Source organism: Embleya sp. NPDC050154 (assembly GCF_044460165.1).
In the GTDB taxonomy this organism is placed as follows: Bacteria; Actinomycetota; Actinomycetes; order Streptomycetales; family Streptomycetaceae; genus Embleya.
Map to the genome: position 1 here is coordinate 266,914 of NZ_JBITJP010000001.1, position 17,296 is coordinate 284,209.

The following is a 17,296-nucleotide window of genomic DNA, read 5'->3' on the forward strand; positions in this document are numbered from 1 at the left end:
ACCGGCGCCGCGGGGCGCGGTGCACGGGGATGGGGCGGGGTGCGTGGGGCGGCGGGTCGGGCGGGGAGTTGGCCCACCTCCGGCCCGGCGGCGGCCGTCGGGTTGGTCGGGCCCGTCGGCTTCGTCCGGACCGGAGGTGGCATCTGTGGGGCGTCGGCGCGTGGTTCAGCGCCGCGCGTGGGCCTCCCGGCGCCGGTTGGTGAGCACCAGGACGCCGCCGCCGAGGACGATCAGCGCGCCCGCTCCCGCCGCGCCTACGCCGGCCGCGCGTGGCACGCCGGCGGGGCCGTTGTCCGGCACGGCCGCGGCGACCGGGGCCTCGTGGATGGTCTGGTGGTTGTGTCCGGCAGGCTCGATGTACGGCGCGCCGGTCTCGTGCGCGAGCGGCGCGGTCGCCGCGTTCACCCGCGCGGCGGCGGGCGCGGCGCCGAAGACGACGTCCGAGCACGAGTAGAACGCCTCGGGACTGTCGGTGCGTTGGTAGACGACGTAGATCAGATGGCGACCGGTCTTGCCGGTGGGCATCCGGCCGTTCATCACGAACGACCCGTTGTCCAGTGGCGGGTTGGTCTGGGTCAGGAACGGAGTGGGCTCCAGGTCCGACCACTTCAGCGGCACGGTGGGGTCGTAGCCGTCCCGGGTCACGTAGAACTCGAAGGTGCCCCGGTGCGGGGAGGTGGCCCGGAACAGGAAGTTGAACGTGCTGCCCGCGGCGACGGTGGTCGCCGGCCAGTCGGCGCGCGCCTGGTCGAAGCCCTTGTACTTGTCCCGCCCGGCACTGCACAACTTGCCGTCGGGGATCACTTGACGATGCCGGCCGGCAACGTCCGCGAGGTTGACCTCGTTCCAGTCGTACACGGCCTGCGTGCCGCCGATCGCGACCGCGGCCTTGCACGCGGCGGACGTGGGATTCTCCGGATTCTCGGCACGACACGTGCCGGTGCGGCTGAGCGGATTGCTCAGCGTGCCGTGTGCCTGGGCCGTGCCGGTGGAGAGTGCGGCGATCGTCAGGGGCGCCAGACAGCAGGTCGCGGCGAAAGCCGCCACCTTGCGGCGAGACTTCATGAAGCCCTCCGGGTAAAGGAGTTGCCGAAAACGCGGACGTGCGGGAGGCCTCGTACGGGAGCCCTCGGATGGGGCGGATCGGCGCGGATGGGACGGTCGGCGCGGACGGGTGGGTCGACACGGGTGGGGTGGGTCGACACGGGTGGGACGGGGATCCGCGACGGCCGCGACGGATCCCGGTGTTCCGGCATACGGGTGCCGCCGCCTGCGGTCCGGCGGGACAGGTATAGACCAATGGCGTGGCGGTACTCAGAGTCGCCGTGCTCGACCGGTCGCGCAAGAGCACGGAGCCGGTCTTTCCGAGGGGATCGGGCCGGGAAGGCTTCATTAATCCCCAACCGAGGTGTCGCGAACTCCGTCGAAAACTCGGCTTGGCCTGCATCGCTCCACTTCTGACGCACCGTCAGATGTGTCGTCATTGTGGCGAGGAAAAATTTCCCGCGCCCCGGAGGCGTCTTGCCAATACTTGCCGGGCGGCTCGAAAAAGTGCCCGCGCACCTATGGACGGGAACAGGGTTGGTATAGACCATTGTCCGTGCAAGGAGGCAGCGACAGCCCACCGTCCGGCCGCGAGCGGTGGCGCACGCCAACCGGCGGCGCGCGCCCGGCATGTCCCACCTCCGCATCCCACACCCCACGTCTCTCGTCCCCCGACTCGTGTCCCCCGACTCGCGTCCCAAGACGTGTCCAGGAGCCGGCTCGATGATCCCTGTGTTCCGCGCAAGACACCGCAACTCGCGCTCTCTCAGGCCCCGTTCGTCTCAGACGGGGCATCCCCACCGCACCCGACGCGGGTGGCGCGCACTCGCCCGGGTGCTGGCCGCGACCGTCGCCGCACCGATCGCGCTGGTGGTCCTGCCCACCGGTGCCGCCCACGCCGCGACTCCCGAAGCGACCTTCGCCAAGGCGTCCGACTGGGGTTCCGGCTTCACCGGGCAATACACGATCCGCAACCAGGGCACCGGCACGCTCACCGGGTGGCGAGTCGAGTTCGACCTGCCCGCCGGTACCACCGTCGGTTCGTACTGGGACGCCCTCAAGACCGGATCCGGCAACCATCACGTATTCACCAACCGCGACTACAACGGCACCCTCGCGCCCGGCGCCTCGGTCACCTTCGGCTTCCTCGGCGCGGGGCCGGGAACTCCCGTCGACTGCAAGCTCAACGGCAACCCGTGCGTGGGACCGGCCGTACCCGACACGACCCCGCCCAGCACACCGACCGACCTGCGCGTGTCCACCGCCGGCCCGTCCGCGCTGGCCCTGGCCTGGACCCCGTCCACCGACAACGACCGGATCACGGGCTACGACGTGTACGTCGCGGGCGTGGCGACCGCGACCACGGCCACGGCAGGCGTCACCCTGTCCGGGCTGACCCCCGGCACCGACTACCCGATCAAGGTCCGCGCGAAGGACGCATCGGGCAACGTGTCCCCGTTCACGCCCGAGCTGATCGCCCGTACCACGACGGGAGGCGGCGACCCGCCGGGATCGGTGCGCAGCGTCCCCTACATCGACATCACCGCACCCACCCCCACCCTGACCGACGTGGCCGCGGCCACCGGCCAGAAGTTGTTCACGCTGGCCTTCGTATTGGGCAGCAACAGCGGCTGTGACCCCAAGTGGGGCGGCACGATCGCGCTCGACGAACCGCGCATCGTCAACCAGATCGCCGCGCTTCGTGCCCAGGGCGGTGACGTCGTGGTCGCCTTCGGCGGAGCGGCCGGCCCGTACCTGGAGGCGTCCTGCGGCAGCGTCGACACGCTCGCCGCCGCGTACACGAAGGTGATCGACACGCTCGGCGTCAAGCATCTCGACATCGACATCGAGGCGTCCATCCCGATCGGCACCATGAACAAGGCACTCGCCAAGGTGCAGCGCGACCGGCCGGCCACCACCGTCAGCTTCACCCTGATGATCCAGGGTGACGACTACGGACTCACCCCGGCGCTGGGCGTCGACCTGCTCAAGAACGCGCGCGACAACGGGGTTCGAGTGGACGTCGTGAACGCGATGACGATGGAGTTCGGTACCTCGCGTCCGGTCTGGGGCGACGCGGTGATCGCCGCGGCCGAATCGACGCTGCGTCAGATGAAGGAGATCTGGCCCACCAAGTCCGACGCCGAACTCAAGGGCATGCTCGCGGTGACCCCGATGATCGGCCGCAACTTCAACGGCAAGATCTTCGTCCAGTCGGACGCGACCAAGCTGGTCACCTGGGCGAACACCAACCACATCGGTCGGCTGGCGTTCTGGTCGGTGGGTCGCGACAACGGCTCCTGCCCCGGTGGCGGCGTCTCGCCCACGTGCAGCAGCATCAGCCAGTCACCGTACGAATTCACCAACCTCTTCAAGAACTTCACCGGCTGACCCGACGACCTCGCATCGGTCGACCCCCTTTCGGCCGGTGCGTCCCGAGCCCGGCGGCGCCCACGCGGCGCCGCCGGGCCACACTCCTTTCGGGGCGGGCGGACCGTCTTCGGGTCCGGAGAGTCGGCCTGGATTACTCGATCCGAAGGCGGTCGGGTCCGTTCCGGGGAAGGGGATCGGCTCGAAGGCCCGTCACGGGTTGTGGAATCGCACTTCCGGATCGGCCGACGTGGGGCCCGTCAGCCGGGGCTGGGGAACACACTTCAGGTGGAGTTCGAAGAACGCCCCGACGTAGACACGGGTCAGGTCCAACCCGCGACGGCCGGTGAGGGTGGTGGGCGGTGACGGGGTTCCGGGCGGACCGAGTTCGTCGAGGAAGACCGGGAAGTCGGTAAAGGTGTAGTGGTTCGCGCCGGCCACGGTCAACCACCGCTTCCAGCCGTCGAGTCGGCTCCATGCCTCGTCCCAGCTTCGGTCCGTGCCACCGGGACGGTGCGTGTCGTCGTCCGTGCCGAGCATCAGGAACGGCCCTCCGTGCAGGCCCTCTTCGGGTACGGCGGAGTGGAACGCGCCGTCGATGTTCAGGCCCGCCCGGATGCGCGGATCGACCGCCATCGCCGCCGCCGCACTCGCGCCGCCGATCGAGTGGCCGACCATGCCGATCCGGCTGCGGTCGATCAGGGCGGCGTACCGCCAGGCCGGGCGTGATCCGGTGAGCCGATCCAGGACGAAGGACACATCCTTGGCCCGGCCCGCCGTCACCGCCGCGAGATCCGCCTCGGTACGCGCCTTCTCGCATGCCACGCACGTGAGCATCCGTCCACCGGGGAAGGCCGTGCCCACGGACTCGTAGGCGTGGTCGACGGCGGCCACCACGTACCCCCGACTCGCGAGTTCCTCGGCCAGGCCGGTGAGCGTGTAGGCCGAGACACCGAATCCCGGGGACAACACGACCAGCGGAAACCGGCCACGCGCGGGCCGTGCGTCGACCGCGACGTCGATGCCGGTGGCGCTCAGCGTCTCGGCCGGGAGCACGCCGCCCAGCCCCCGATCCGCCACAAGCAGCCGGGCCTCCTCGAGCGTGGCGTAGCGCGCGGGCGTACCGGTGCCGGGCCGGGCCGGATGGAACATGCCGACCATCAGTTCACGCGCTTCGGCCTCCGGCACCCACGGGTCGCGCCGGGATCGGTCGACGAGGTGGAGGGTTTCCCGGCCGACGGCATGGGGGCCGGTGGGACGGGGCAGCGAGGTGCGCGGGGTGGCGGCGGAGCCGGCGGACACCTGTGTCGTGGTGGGGGCGGAGGCGAAGGCGGGCGATGCCGCTGTTGTGGGCAGGGCCAAGGCGAGTGCCAGGGAGAGGGCGAGAGCGAATGGTGCGGCCCTCCGGCGTGGTGGGGATCCGGTCATGGTCCGATCCTGGAGCCCTCGAATGCTCGCGCACATCGGCCGACCGGTGCAGCGCCGCAGGCGATCCGGATACCTCCCACGGGGCACACGACCCTCTCACGGACGACGACGATGGCCGTGACCCGTTCGGCCCGCCCGAACACGGGCCGCCCACTCCCGGTGAGCGGCGGGTGTCGTCCGCGCGGAGCCGACCGGCGGACCGGCCCACCTCCGGGTGGTTCGGCACGCTCCTACGGCGTGGCGCGCGCACGGTACCGGACGACCGGGCCGAACCGTCGGATAGTTGGACGAAGGCGATCCCCGGGCATCGGTCGCCCCGTGAGCGATGCCGCCCCACTTGGGAGAAACCCCGTGTCCGACACGCAGTTCACCTATGTCCTGTACATCCGCACCACCCCCGAGGTGTTGTGGCACGCGCTGACCGACCGGACCGAGATCAGTCGCTACTTCGACGGCTCGGGACCGGAGTCCGACTGGCAGGTCGGCTCGCCGGTCCGCTGGTCGATGGCGCCCCGGATGGCTCCCCGCGACGCCGGCCAGGTGGTCCTGACGGCCGAACCGCCGGTCCGACTGGCCTACACCTGGCACAACTACGAGCCCGAGATCGGCGAGATGTTCGGCTGGAGCCCGGAACAACTGGCCGAGCACCGCCGGGAGCCGATCTCCCGGGTCTCCTTCGACCTGGTACCGCTCGGCGAAGTGGTCGCGCTCCGTGTCCTGCACGACGGCTTCGCGGCCGATTCCGAGATGCTCAAGAGCTTCAGGAGGGCTGGCCGATGATCCTCTCCAACCTCAAGACGCTCCTGGAAACCGGCGAACCGCTGCGCTTCGGCGCGTAGCCCCGGTCGGATGATGGTCGCGGAAAAGGCCGGAAGCCGGGGAAAGGAGCACCGTCGAATGACCTCTCTGTCCCTCGCCGCGATCCTCGCCGAGGCGGCTCGGCGCAGGCCCGATCACATCGCACTGGTCGAGGGCGACGTGCGGATCGGCTTCGCCGACCTGTGGCGCCAGGCCCGGGTGCAGGCCGCCACACTGATCCGAATCGGGGTACGGCCGGGAGACCGGGTCGCGCTGATGGCACCCAACACCGCCGAATTCCCACGCGCCTACTACGCGATCCTGGCCACCGGGGCCGTGGTCGTCCCGGTCCATCTCCTGCTCACCTCGGACGAGACCGCGTACGTGCTGCGCGACAGCGGCGCGAAGTTGCTGCTGTGCCACGACAGGCACCGCGCGGTCGGCGAACGGGCGGCCCGCGCGACCGGGGTGCGGATGCTCACGATCGGGCGGTCGGAGGAAGCGGCGGGCGACCCCATCCCGAACGACACGGGGATCGCGGGGATCGCGGGGATCGAGGAGGTCGCGGGAACCGAGGGGGTGGGGATCGCGGGAGCCGAGGGGATCGCGGAAGTCGGCGCCGTTCCGGAGCGGTTGGAGGAACTGGGCGACGCGGTCGAGCCGATGGTCGGGTATGCCACCCGCGCCCCGGAGGACCCGGCCGTCGTGTTCTACACCAGCGGCACCACCGGCACGCCCAAAGGCGCCGTGCTCAGCCACCTGAACCTGGTCATGAACGCGACCGTCAGCGCACTCGACGCGAACCACGCCCTCCCGGACGACATCGCGCTCGGCGCGCTTCCGCTGTTCCACGCGTTCGGCCAGACGGTGAGCATGAACTCGACCTGGCGGGTGGGCGCGACCCTGGTCCTGCTGCCGCGCTTCGACCCGGTAGCGGCGATCGCGCTGATGGTCGCCGAGGGCGTCAACACCTTCCACGGCGTGCCGACGATGTACATCTCACTGGTCGACGCCGCCCGCACCGCACCGGCGTTGCCCGAACTGCGCCTGTGTCTGTCCGGCGGGGCGTCGTTGCCCGTACCGGTGTTGGAACGGTTCCAGGCGGCGTTCGGCGCCATCGTGTACGAGGGGTACGGCCTGTCCGAGACGTCCCCGACCGCCTCCGTGAACCAGGAGGTCTTCGGCGCCAGGCCCGGCACCGTCGGACACCCGGTGTGGGGCGTCGACGTCGAGATCGCCCGGGCCGAGACCGAGGACGCGATCGAATTGCTGGCGCCGGGCGAGTCGGGCGAGATCGTCGTCCGGGGCCACAACGTCTTCACCGGCTATCTGAATCGCCCCGAGGCCACCGCCGAGGCCCTCGTGGACGGCTGGTTCCGCACCGGGGACGTGGGCATCAAGGATGCCGACGGGTACGTCACGATCCTCGACCGCAAGAAGGACATCGTCATCCGAGGCGGCTTCAACATCTACCCGCGCGAGATCGAGGAGGTGCTGCTGCGCCACCCGGCCATCTCCCAGGCAGCGGTGATCGGCCTGCCGGACCGGCTGCTCGGCGAGGAGATCTGCGCGGTGATCGTCCTCGCCCCGACCACCGACCCGCCCCCGACGGGGGCCGAACTCATCGCCTGGGCCCGAGATCGCATGGGCCGCCACAAATATCCGCGCCGCGTCGAGTTCGTCACCGAACTGCCTCTGGGCCCGAGCCACAAGGTGCTCAAACGCGAACTGCGAGCACGATTCGGCGGTTGAGGGGCGGGTGGGGAGCGAGCGTCGCGTCGTCGCGACGCTCGCTCCCGACCGATCCCGGTGGATCGATGCCGCGGGTCGGATTGCTCGGGTCGACGGCTCGGGTCGACGGCTCGGGTCGACGGCTCGGGTCGATGGCTAGGAGCCACGCGTCGAACCCACGCCACGGATCGCCGGTTACCGGGCGATCATGAACGCGTCCGGCCGCAACGCGCGTTCGACGATCCGCACGTCCCCCACCCAGGCATTGATGGTCTGGTCGAGCTTGCCGTCGTACGCGTAACCGCCAAGCATCCACGGCAGGTTGAGCGTGGTGAGGCCGATCGAGCGTGCCGTCGGGTTGCGCACCACCGGGCAACCGTCGACGTACATCGTGGTCTGCCGCGCGTCGTTCACCACGGCGACGTGCCACCACGTGTCCAGCGCCAACTCGTGGCCCCAGTTGGTCGCCGACCCGTCGCTGTTCAACGGGTAGACACACCACTGGAGTTCACGGCCACCGGACAGGCTCAGCGTGACCACCGGCTCCTGCGGATCGCCGTTGGGCTTGCGGGCCTCGCCGCTCATGCCCCAGCGGCTCAGCAGCGCCGACCAGGCGTCGCGGCCCCCGTCCCAGTCGGCGGGCAGCTTGAAGAACGCCTCGATCGTGTATCCGGAACGGAACGTCGCGGTGTTCAACGGGGCTCCGGCGGCGGTCTGGAGGTGGCCGCCCCGCAGCGGGGACTTGCCGCCGGCCAGCCGGATGCTGCCGTGCCCGGGCTGATTGGGGTGGTACTGGTGGGACCAACTGACGGCACCCGCCGCGGCTCCCGGCGCCGGCACCAGCGTCAGATCGTTGCCGCGCCCGGACAGGTCCGCGAAGCGCTGCGCACCGGGAATCGGCGCGCCGTCCTGGTGCGCGCCGTCGAAGCGCCAGTAGGCGACCGTGCCGGGCACCACCATGCGCTGCGCCGGGCGGGCCGGGCGCTGGGGTATCGGGGCGAACCGCGCGAAGCGCTTCTCGAAGTCGATCGGTACCGAGAAGTAGTCCTGCGGTCCGGTCAACTCCATCTCACGGCGTTCGAGTTCGTTGAGCCCGCGGTTGCTGCGGCCGAGGATCCACGGGGAGAGCGTCTCGACGTCGATCGTGTCGCGATCGAGGTCGAAGTGGTAGAGCCGGATCATCGCGGCGCCGCCGAAGTAGCGGTTCTGGTAGTTGGTGATGTGCAGGTGCACGTCACCTCCGGCGTCATTGCGCTGCGTGGTGCGACCGGCGGGCCAGTAGTGGCCGTTGAGCGTGAGGAAGATCTGATCGCTGCTCTTGATCAGGTCGTTCCACAACTGCCTTCCGTGCTCCGAGAATTCCGCCTCCTGGCCCGGCCGGTCGGCCGAGACCAGTTCGTGGGTGGTCAGGATCACCGGCGTGTGCGGGTGCTCGGCCATCACCTTCTTCGCCCACGCGATGCCGGCCGGCGAGGGCCGCCAGTCCAACGCGAGAACGAGCCATTCCCGGCCCGCCGCCTGGAACAGGTGGTAGGTGTTGTATCCGTCCGGGGTCGCCCCGCCGAAGGAGCGTTTGCCGCGGAAGCGCTGTGGGCCGAACGTGTCCAGGTACGGCGACCGGCCGCGCCGGTCGTCGGTGTTGGAGTCGATGTCGTGGTTGCCGGCCATCACGCTGTACGCGACGCCCTTGCGGTCCAACAACTCGAACGCCCGGCCGATCCCGTCGAACTCGGCCTTGCGGCCGTTCTGCGTGAGGTCGCCCAGGTGCGACATGAAGACGATGTTGTCGTCGCGGGCGTGCTCCAGGATGTACCGGAAGGACGCCTCGATCGGAGCGGTCGTGATGCTCGCCTCGTCGAACATGTACTGCGTGTCGGGCATCACCACCAGCGTGAACCGTCGACTGTCCCGATCCGGACGCCAGTCCGGCAGGTGCTGCGCGTCCACCGCCCCCGCGGCGGCGGCTTCGTCGTCGGCTGCCGCGGCGGCGGCCGGCGAGATGCCGACCGCACCCACCACGGCGGCGCCGGCGCCGGCCAGGGCCGCGGAGCGCAGGAACGCCCTCCGGGCGGGCCCGGACAAGGGTGTGACGGGCTGGGCGCAATCGTCGTCGTGCTGTTGGCACATGGTGGTTCTCCGGCGCTGTCGGTTGGGGGGCATGCGCACGGTATTGGGTGGAAAACCCATGTGGATCATCCGTATCGCCAACAACGGACGTCGACCGTGTGAATTCGCGCCGTGGTGGCAGGGGGCGCTGATCCGGCCGGTCATGGGGTGCTCTGTGCTGTGCTGTGCTGTTTCGGATGACGGCGGGGTTGGCGGGCGCGGCTGGGTGGCCGGGCGCTCGGAGGCTCGGCCAGTCGGGCACGCGCGCAGTCGAGCGCTCGGGCGCTCGGGCGGTCAGGCAGTCGAGCGGTCGGGCAGTCGGGCACTCGCGCAGTCGCGCGCTTGGGCGCTCGGGCGCTTGGGCACACGGCGGAAGGGACGGGAACGAGTACGGGCGTGGGTCCGAGTGCGGCGGGCGGCCGGCGACGGGCCGCGTGCGGGAGGCCGGCGTCCGGCGTCCGGGTGTGTGTACCCGGGTCGCGCGGATGTCCGGGGTCAGTGCGGGTGGCGGTCTTCGCGCGGAGGGGTGCGCAGGAAGGTCTGGACCACCTCGGTGAAGGCGTCCGGCTCGACGGCATGGATCAGGTGGCCGGCCGGGATGGTCACCACTCGGGCATCGGGAAGGCGACGGGACCACTCGGTGATGCGCTCGTACGGGATGTGACTGGTCGAACCGCCGGCCACGGCGAGGGTGGGGGCGGTGATCCGGCCCAGGCGGTCCCACCACTGCGGGTCGGGGCTGTCGATCTGCTTGCGGATGGCGACGACCATGTCCCAGTCGAAGCCGAGTTCGCCTTCGGGTCGGCTCGGCGGCACGGCCTCGCGCGGCAGCGGGACGGATACGTCTTCCAGGACCAACCGGCCCACCCGATCCGGATGTTCCTGCGCGATGAGATAGGCCACGATGCCGCCCATCGAGTGCCCGATCAGGTCCACCCGCTCCAGACCGAGCGCGTCCAGGAAGCCGACCAGGTCGTCCCGCATGAGTTCGAGCGAGTAGTCACCCGGCCAGTCGCTGCGCCCGTGCCCACGCAGGTCGACCGCGTACACCCGCCATTGTTCGGCCAGGGTCTCGGCTATCCGGGCCCAGTCCCGCGCATCCTCGCCGAGCGCGTGCAACAGCACCAGCGGTGGGGCCTGCGGCTCGCCCCACACGTCGTGCACCAGGCGAATCCCGCCCACCTCGACCACGCGCGACGCACCACCGGACTCACCACTCGACACACCACTCGATCGCCCCATATCGGGACCATATCGATGGCACGCACGTCGGCGAATCGAGTTCGCTCCGGGCCGAACCGGCGCGCCGACGCGCCTCCCGCGTGGTACCGCGCTCGCCCGGGGCGATCGGGCGGGGGCGTACCGCGCGGGAGGTCGGCCCGCTCCGCCGGGAGTGGGTCAGATCCAGCCGTCGAGCGACTTCAGGAACGCGTCGAAGTCGTCGCGGTGGATGCAGTGCGCGACGTCGTCCACCACACGCACCTCGAAGCCGTTCGCGCGCAGCTCCTCGTTGAGCTCGGGCGTCATGATGAAGCTGTTCGCCGCGGACTGGACCAGACTCGGCACCACCGGCGCGACGGGGACGTACTCCCCGTCGAAGCCGCCGAGTTCGGCCAGGAAGCTCAGGTCGAACTTGCGGAAGCCCTCGAGTTCGGCCCGCACGTCCGCCTCGGACCACCTCGGGTTCATCGCACGAATGCTCTCCGAGGAGGCGTTGGCCACCATCGCCCGCATCCCCTCGTAGGCCCCGGCGGGCACGGTGGCAAGCCGAAAGCCCGGGTCGGAGTACACGGCCTTCCCCGGCCGCAACCGCTCGACGGCCAACGACAGCGCGAGCGCGCCGAGCGAGTGTCCGATCGCCACATCGGCGCCCACGGGCAGGCTCTCGACGAGGTCGTCGGCCATCAACTCCGGCCTGTACTCGCCTCGCCCACTCAGCCCGTGCCCCCGCAGGTCGGGCGCGTACACCCGATACCCCCGCGCCACGAGCACATCCTCCAACGCGTGCCACGTCCCGTGATCCGACATCCCTCCGTGCACGAGCAGCGCAACCTTGTCCCCGTCCCCACGCTCATGAACATGCAACTTCACAACGACCCCTTCCCAGCCGACCCACCCGACCGAACCAACGCTGACACGATTCAGCAACTCATCGGGATGCTACTCCACCCCCACCCAAACAACCAGACACCCCAACCAGGCCGCCCCCAACCCAACAGCGGCGCGGCACGAGGTACCCCCGGGCACGGGCGGCAGCGAGCCCGACGGCGAAGAACCCGGAAGCCACGTCGGATGGCAGCTTGCGAGCCACCGGATGCCGGTCTCGGGGAGCCCGGCACGGGAGGGCCCGGTCGCCCTGCCCCAAGCAGGCCAGGCGGACCCGAACGGAGGCGCGAGCACAGGCGCCGACGCAGCGTGGAACGGGGAGGGCCACGCCCAGCCGGTCATGCGCGGGGCGGCTCAGGCGACCCGGTCGCCCAACAACCATCGGCAGCCGGGCGTCCGGGGTCGAAGGACTGGGACGGCACGAGGTGCGCCACGGCGCAAGGGGCAGCGGGCTCGACGGCGAAGTGGTCGTAAAAACGGAGTAGGGCGGCAGTGTGCGGTCAGGCGGCAGGCGCCGGCAACGGTGCCGGGAGGCAACGGTGCCGCTGGGTGAGACCGTGTGCACTGGGGGCGTCGGCGGCGTCGGGGGCGCCGCCGAGGCCGGAGTCGTGGACGCGGATCGTGCTTGCGGGTGGTCAGTCGGTCGGTGGGTCGATCCGGATTCGGTGGCTGTCGTTGTCGGAGAGGAACCCGGCCAGTTCCTGGCCCTGTTCGGTGATGGCCGTGCGGTCGGCTCGGGAGAAGGGGCGCAGTGGGGTGACCACCACGGTGCCCGTCTCCACGGTCCAGGTCGCGGCGACCCGACCGTCGACCAGGACGACGCGCGCACCGGCGACGGACAGGCCGCGGTGTTCGTAGTCGATGATCCGGGTGCGGTCGTGGTAGCCGAGGATCGCGTTGTCGAACGCCGGCAGGAACCGTACCGGGGCGGGCGTGTCGGGATCCGGACGCGGCGCGTCGGCAAGGTCCAACAGTTCCCGGCCCCGCTCGTCGCGGAAGCTCACCAGTTCCTCCCGGACCGCGGCGATCGCGGCCGGCAGCCCGGCGAGCCCGCACCAGGCGCGCAGGTCGGCCGAGGCGGCCGGCCCGAACGCGGCCAGATATCGCCGTACCAGCGCCCGCCCCACCGGATCGGACCCGTCCGGCGCCGGCGGATCCACCTCGCGTCCCAGCCACGTGGCGAGCGGAAGGTGGCGTACGCCCGCTCTGGTGCGCCACACTCCGCGCGGCGGCAGTTGCGCCATCGGGACCAGGGCGCTGATCACCATCTCCCCCAGCGCCCGCGGTTCCGTCTTCGGCCACGTCTCGGCGAGCGCCCGCGTGATCTCCGCCGTCGTGTGGGGTTCGCCGTCGGCCATCACCGCCCGGCCCGCCGCGGCGAGCGCGTCGAGGTCCACCCCGTCGAGATCGCGACGGTAGACGCCGAGGACCCGTTGGCGCAGCATGTCGTCGTGGCGCGCCCGCCAGGCCAGGACGTCCTCGGCGGTGACCAGATGGACGGTGCGGCGCATGAGACCGGTCCGTACCACGCGCCGTCCGGTCAGCAGACCCGAGAGCACCGCCGGATCGAACGCCCGCAGCCGCGACCAAAGCCCGACGAACGGCTCCTGCGGCTCCTGCGCCTGCAAACCGCACAGGTGCGCGACGGCGTCCAGGGTCGGTACGTCCGCGCGATCGAGCAACAACTGCCGGGCCAGCGTCGCGCGGTTGAGCGCCCGCGTGTCGAGAACGGTCATCGGCCGCACACCGCCGCGCACTCGTCGACGGCCCGCCGGCGCAGCGACACCGCGGCGATGCGCGGGGCAGAGCCCCGGGACGGGCCGCACGTCATCGTGCCCGGGCAGTGCGGACCGACCCGCGTTCGGGTCCGTCCCAGGGGCCGCATCCTCATGGTGGGTGTTCCTTTCGATGGCTTGTCGGTGCCGGTCATGGTTTCTTCGGTCCCGCACGAGGCTCCGGCGGTGGCGCTCGGCGGCTCCGTCGATCGCGGCGGTCGCACCCGTCGCGTTCGTCGTTCGTCGGTCTTCGTTCGTCGGTCTTCGTTCGTCGTTCTTGGTTCTGGTTCCGGTTCCGGTTCTTCAAGTGCCGTCCCGCCGCGCTGCCGCCTGGTCACAGGAGCGTCGCCCGGCAGCGTGACGGGAAGGGCGGACCGCGCGCGCCTCCCCATCACGCTCGCCGCTCTCACCCGCTTTACGGACTCGCCACGTCCAGCACCCAGACGACGCCGAAGCGATCCGTGAGCATCCCGTAGAGCGGAGCCCACTGCGCCGGCGCCAACGGCTGCACGATGCTCGCCCCGACGGAGAGCTTCTCCCAGTACGTCGTGATCTCCTTCGTGTCCTCGCCGCGCAGGGAGACGAAGAACGAGTTCACACCCCGATCCCACGGCATCCCCGCAGGCACGTCGTACGCCATCACGTGGAAGCCGTTGTCCGCGACCACCTGACCCCACATCACCTGCCCCGCCGCGACGGGATCCGACACGTTCCCGGCATCCCCGTACGCGACGACGGCGATGTCACCACCGAACACGGACCGGTAGAACTCGAGCGCCGCCCGAGCCTCGCCCCGGAAGTTCAGATGAGTGACCGACTTAACCGACATCCTGGCTCCTGACCTTCGATGATCGCCTTCTCCGGACACCATGCGGCGCCCGCCGTACCGAACCGCGGACCACAGGCCACACACCGCGGCCCGCGCACCGCAGAGCGCGCACCGCTCACCACGGACCGCGATCACGTCGACGGTGTCTGCCGGGAGCGGGTGCCCCGGCTGGTCCGTGCGTTCTCCCCGTCCGGCCCGAGATCACAGTCGCAGCAGAAGAGGTCAGGTCGTGGCCGCTTCTCCAGGCATCATGGAGCCATGCAGAAGACCTCGGCCCGATTGCTCTCGCTGCTCTCGCTTCTCCAGGCGCGCCGGGACTGGCCCGGGGCGCTGCTGGCCGAGCGCCTGGACATCAGCCCGCGCACCGTGCGCCGCGACGTCGACCGGCTGCGCGAACTCGGCTACCCCATCGTGGCCTTCAAGGGACCCGACGGCGGGTACCGGCTCGACGCCGGCACGGAACTGCCGCCGCTGTTGTTCGACGACGAGCAGGCCGTCGCCCTCGCCGTCGCCCTCCGGATCGCCACCACCACCGGTGCCGGTATCGAGGAGGCCGCCGCACGCGCGCTGACCACCGTCCGCCAGGTCATGCCGGCCCGTCTGCGCCGGCGCATCGACACCTTCGAGGTCACCGCCGTCGAGCGACCCACGGCCCGACCGAACCCACAGGTCGACAGCGGCGTGCTCATGACCCTCGGCGCCGCGGTCCACGCCCGCGAAGTGTTGCGCTTCGACTACGCCCGCACGTCCCCGCCGGAAGCCGGCGCAGGCGAGGACGAAGGCGAAGGCGAAGGCGAAGGCGGCCAAGGCAACGGCAACGGCAACGACGAACGCCGTGCGCTCCTCCTTCCGCGCCGGGTACAGCCCCACCACATCGTCACCTGGAGCGGCCGCTGGTACCTCGTCGCCTGGGACCTCGACCGCGAGGACTGGCGTACCTTCCGCGCCGACCGGATCACCCCGCGCACCCCCACCGGACCCCGCTTCACCCCGCGTGAACTGCCTGGCGGAGTCGACGTGTCCGCCTTCGTCGCCGGCAGGTTCCACGGCTCCGACAACTCGACCGACTGGCCCTGCCGCGGCGAGGTGATCCTCGACCTGCCCGCCGCCGACGTGTCCCGCTACAGCCGCGACGGGCTCGTCGAGGAACTCGGCCCGCACCGCTGCCGGTTGCTCCTCGGCTCGTGGTCGTGGCCCGGTCTGGCCGCCACCATCGGCGGCTTCGACGCCGACATCGAGGTCGTCGGCCCGGCCGAACTCAGGGACGCCTTCGCGCACTTGGCTCGCCGCTACGCCGAAGCCGCGACCAACACACCCACCACGCCGCACCCGACCCGAACCGGCGAGCGTCCCGACCCTGCGGGTTCGGAGGTCGGCCCGGGTTCGGAGGCCCCGGGTTCAGAGGCCGGCTCGGGCCAGGATGCGGGACATCGTCGCCTCGGGTAGTCGGGTGTACCGAACCACCGCCTCCGCAACCCTGGGGTCCGGGTCGCCCAGCAGCGCCAGAGCGCGTGATCGGCTCAGCCGGGCGTTGCCCGCCGCGCAGACGCGCACTCGGGACTCGGGATCGTGGCTCAGGCGTTCGACCAGGTCGGGCGAGCTCCGCCGGCTCAGCGCCGCGAGCGCGCGCAGGTGCGGGTCGCGGGAATCGGCGAACCGGCGCAGCGCCGCAGGCGGAAAGCGGGGATGGTCGATCGCCGGCCCGCCCGGCCCCCGGCGCAGCGGCGGTATCCGGCCTACCAGGGGTTGGGTCGGGGCGTCGGGGTGGTGCTCGGCCAGGATCCGGCGTACGCGGTGATCCGGGTCGGTCCCGAGCCGGGCCACGGCGTACGAGGGAAGCGCCGGGCTGCACGCGACGCTGCGGCGGAAGGCGGGATGCGGGCTATCCAGGTAGCGCAGAAGCAGGTCGACGTCGTCGAGGCGATCGACGAGCCAGTCCACCGTATCCACGGCGTCTGCCGGCCACGGGCGAATCGCCGCGCATTCCTCGGGCCCGACGTCCGGACGCATCGCCACGTGACTGCGGACCGTCGCCGAGACGTCCTCGGCAAGCAACACGCGCGTCGACGCAGGCAGGGTCGGATTGGCCGCGACCGCGGCGCGTACCCCCGGATCCGGGTGGCCCGCGAACTCGGCCGCCTCGGCCGCGTCCAGCGGCGCCACCAGCGCGAACCGCCGGGCCGACGACGGGTCGTCGAGCAGCGCGCGGCGCACCTCCGGGGTGGGCCGATGGCCCGGTACATACAGCGCGAGGTCGCGGCGCGTGGCCTCGTCCGCAGTGGCTTCGAGCATGGTCCGAGCGACTGCCGGGAGCGTACTCCAGCGCTGCAACAGGCCCAGTCGGACGAGCCGGTCGCGGTCCCGGGCCAGCAACTCGACCAGGTCGTCGGGGAGATGGGGGACGAGGGTGAGGACCCGGCGCACCTTCGGATCGAGGTCGATCGCCAGGCGAGCATAGACGGCATGCGGGAGTTCGGGAACGTCACCGAGTCCGCCGACTCCGCCGAGTCCTCCGAAGCGCGCCTCGACGCACGCGCTGCGGATTGCCGGATCCGGGTCGTTGTGCAGGGCGATCCGAATCTCCACGGCCCGGTCGGATCGATCGAGCAACCGCTCACGCACGGCCGAATCGGGATGGCCGAGCAACCGCCGTACCACTGCCTCGGGCAACCCGGCACGCCCACCGAGGGAAACGAGCGTGAGCACATCCTCACTCTGCGCCAACCGCTGTAACAAGGCGTCCGGGGTATGCGAATTGACGGCCAACACCGCGGCCAACCGAGCCCACCGCTCACGGGATCGCTCGACGAGGCTCCAACCGTCGACGCCGGAACCGCAGCTGTCGCAGTCGCCGCCACCACCACCGTCGGAGATCACCATGAACTCCCTTTATCCATAGGCCAGTTACCAAGGAAGTCCGGATGACGGCCGAGATACTGCGCAGCAGAGCCCGATGACCGGCACCTATGGCCGGCGGCACTCCACACTCGGCAAATGGGACTCGGCACTCGACACTCGGCGCATGGCGTCACTCTCCGCGATCGGCGGCAACACAACCCGCTATCGGCCACGCGACCCGCTCCCTCACCCCGTCGGGCATGGCTGCCGC

12 protein-coding genes are annotated in these 17,296 nt (G+C 70.9%); 4 read left to right on the top strand and 8 right to left on the bottom strand.

The features are described from left to right. Positions 1-165: 165 nt before the first annotated feature. On the bottom strand, positions 166-1,065 hold the full coding sequence (locus ACIBSV_RS01165) for a lytic polysaccharide monooxygenase (RefSeq protein ID WP_395858791.1): 900 nt from the start codon (positions 1,063-1,065) through the stop codon (positions 166-168). Positions 1,066-1,878: 813 nt separating this feature from the next. Between ACIBSV_RS01165 and ACIBSV_RS01170 the strand changes: the two genes are divergently transcribed. Further along, positions 1,879-3,435: a cellulose binding domain-containing protein gene (locus ACIBSV_RS01170; protein ID WP_395858792.1), complete on the top strand. Its 1,557-nt coding sequence runs from the start codon at positions 1,879-1,881 to the stop codon at positions 3,433-3,435. Between the two features lie 192 nt (positions 3,436-3,627). Here the strand turns inward: ACIBSV_RS01170 and ACIBSV_RS01175 are convergent, their stop codons facing one another. Beyond that, positions 3,628-4,842, bottom strand: coding sequence for an alpha/beta hydrolase family protein (locus ACIBSV_RS01175; RefSeq protein ID WP_395858793.1), 1,215 nt, complete (start codon positions 4,840-4,842; stop codon positions 3,628-3,630). Between the two features lie 351 nt (positions 4,843-5,193). Here ACIBSV_RS01175 and ACIBSV_RS01180 point away from each other — a divergent pair, with 351 nt between their 5' ends. Next, positions 5,194-5,622 (top strand): SRPBCC domain-containing protein, encoded by a 429-nt coding sequence (locus ACIBSV_RS01180; RefSeq protein ID WP_395858794.1) that lies wholly within the window; start codon positions 5,194-5,196, stop codon positions 5,620-5,622. Positions 5,623-5,739: 117 nt separating this feature from the next. Then, complete coding sequence (locus tag ACIBSV_RS01185; RefSeq protein WP_395858795.1) at positions 5,740-7,392, top strand: long-chain fatty acid--CoA ligase; 1,653 nt, start codon at positions 5,740-5,742, stop codon at positions 7,390-7,392. Between the two features lie 174 nt (positions 7,393-7,566). Here the strand turns inward: ACIBSV_RS01185 and ACIBSV_RS01190 are convergent, their stop codons facing one another. The 5 genes from ACIBSV_RS01190 to ACIBSV_RS01210 all read right to left on the bottom strand — a co-directional run bounded on the left by ACIBSV_RS01190 (position 7,567) and on the right by ACIBSV_RS01210 (position 14,187). After that, positions 7,567-9,498, bottom strand: a complete 1,932-nt coding sequence (locus ACIBSV_RS01190; RefSeq protein ID WP_395858796.1) for a LamG-like jellyroll fold domain-containing protein — start codon at positions 9,496-9,498, stop codon at positions 7,567-7,569. Positions 9,499-9,972: 474 nt separating this feature from the next. After that, the gene (locus tag ACIBSV_RS01195; protein WP_395858797.1) at positions 9,973-10,719 is read right to left on the bottom strand and encodes an alpha/beta fold hydrolase; all 747 of its coding nucleotides are present in this window, start codon (positions 10,717-10,719) and stop codon (positions 9,973-9,975) included. 156 nt (positions 10,720-10,875) lie between these two features. Continuing rightward, positions 10,876-11,568, bottom strand: a complete 693-nt coding sequence (locus tag ACIBSV_RS01200; RefSeq protein ID WP_395858798.1) for an alpha/beta fold hydrolase — start codon at positions 11,566-11,568, stop codon at positions 10,876-10,878. A gap of 650 nt (positions 11,569-12,218) precedes the next feature. Further along, complete coding sequence (locus ACIBSV_RS01205; RefSeq protein ID WP_395858799.1) at positions 12,219-13,319, bottom strand: winged helix DNA-binding domain-containing protein; 1,101 nt, start codon at positions 13,317-13,319, stop codon at positions 12,219-12,221. Positions 13,320-13,773: 454 nt separating this feature from the next. After that, positions 13,774-14,187 carry a VOC family protein gene (locus ACIBSV_RS01210; protein WP_395858800.1) on the bottom strand — a complete coding sequence of 138 codons (414 nt, stop codon included), beginning with the start codon at positions 14,185-14,187 and terminating at the stop codon, positions 13,774-13,776. Between the two features lie 258 nt (positions 14,188-14,445). Between ACIBSV_RS01210 and ACIBSV_RS01215 the strand changes: the two genes are divergently transcribed. Continuing rightward, positions 14,446-15,633 (top strand): helix-turn-helix transcriptional regulator, encoded by a 1,188-nt coding sequence (locus ACIBSV_RS01215; RefSeq protein WP_395858801.1) that lies wholly within the window; start codon positions 14,446-14,448, stop codon positions 15,631-15,633. Here the strand turns inward: ACIBSV_RS01215 and ACIBSV_RS01220 are convergent. Further along, a complete protein-coding gene (locus ACIBSV_RS01220; RefSeq protein ID WP_395858802.1) occupies positions 15,586-17,067 on the bottom strand; it encodes a hypothetical protein in 1,482 nt (493 codons plus the stop codon). The genes ACIBSV_RS01215 and ACIBSV_RS01220 overlap by 48 nt on opposite strands. Positions 17,068-17,296: the final 229 nt, after the last annotated feature.

Bases quoted from the DNA above. Each gene is read 5' to 3' on its own strand.
- ACIBSV_RS01165 (WP_395858791.1), bottom strand. From the start codon at position 1,065: ATGAAGTCTCGCCGCAAGGTGGCGGCTTTCGCCGCGACCTGCTGTCTG.
- ACIBSV_RS01175 (WP_395858793.1), bottom strand. From the start codon at position 4,842: ATGACCGGATCCCCACCACGCCGGAGGGCCGCACCATTCGCTCTCGCC.
- ACIBSV_RS01185 (WP_395858795.1), top strand. From the start codon at position 5,740: ATGACCTCTCTGTCCCTCGCCGCGATCCTCGCCGAGGCGGCTCGGCGC.
- ACIBSV_RS01190 (WP_395858796.1), bottom strand. From the start codon at position 9,498: ATGTGCCAACAGCACGACGACGATTGCGCCCAGCCCGTCACACCCTTG.
- ACIBSV_RS01195 (WP_395858797.1), bottom strand. From the start codon at position 10,719: ATGGGGCGATCGAGTGGTGTGTCGAGTGGTGAGTCCGGTGGTGCGTCG.
- ACIBSV_RS01205 (WP_395858799.1), bottom strand. From the start codon at position 13,319: ATGACCGTTCTCGACACGCGGGCGCTCAACCGCGCGACGCTGGCCCGG.
- ACIBSV_RS01210 (WP_395858800.1), bottom strand. From the start codon at position 14,187: ATGTCGGTTAAGTCGGTCACTCATCTGAACTTCCGGGGCGAGGCTCGG.
- ACIBSV_RS01215 (WP_395858801.1), top strand. From the start codon at position 14,446: ATGCAGAAGACCTCGGCCCGATTGCTCTCGCTGCTCTCGCTTCTCCAG.
- ACIBSV_RS01220 (WP_395858802.1), bottom strand. From the start codon at position 17,067: ATGGTGATCTCCGACGGTGGTGGTGGCGGCGACTGCGACAGCTGCGGT.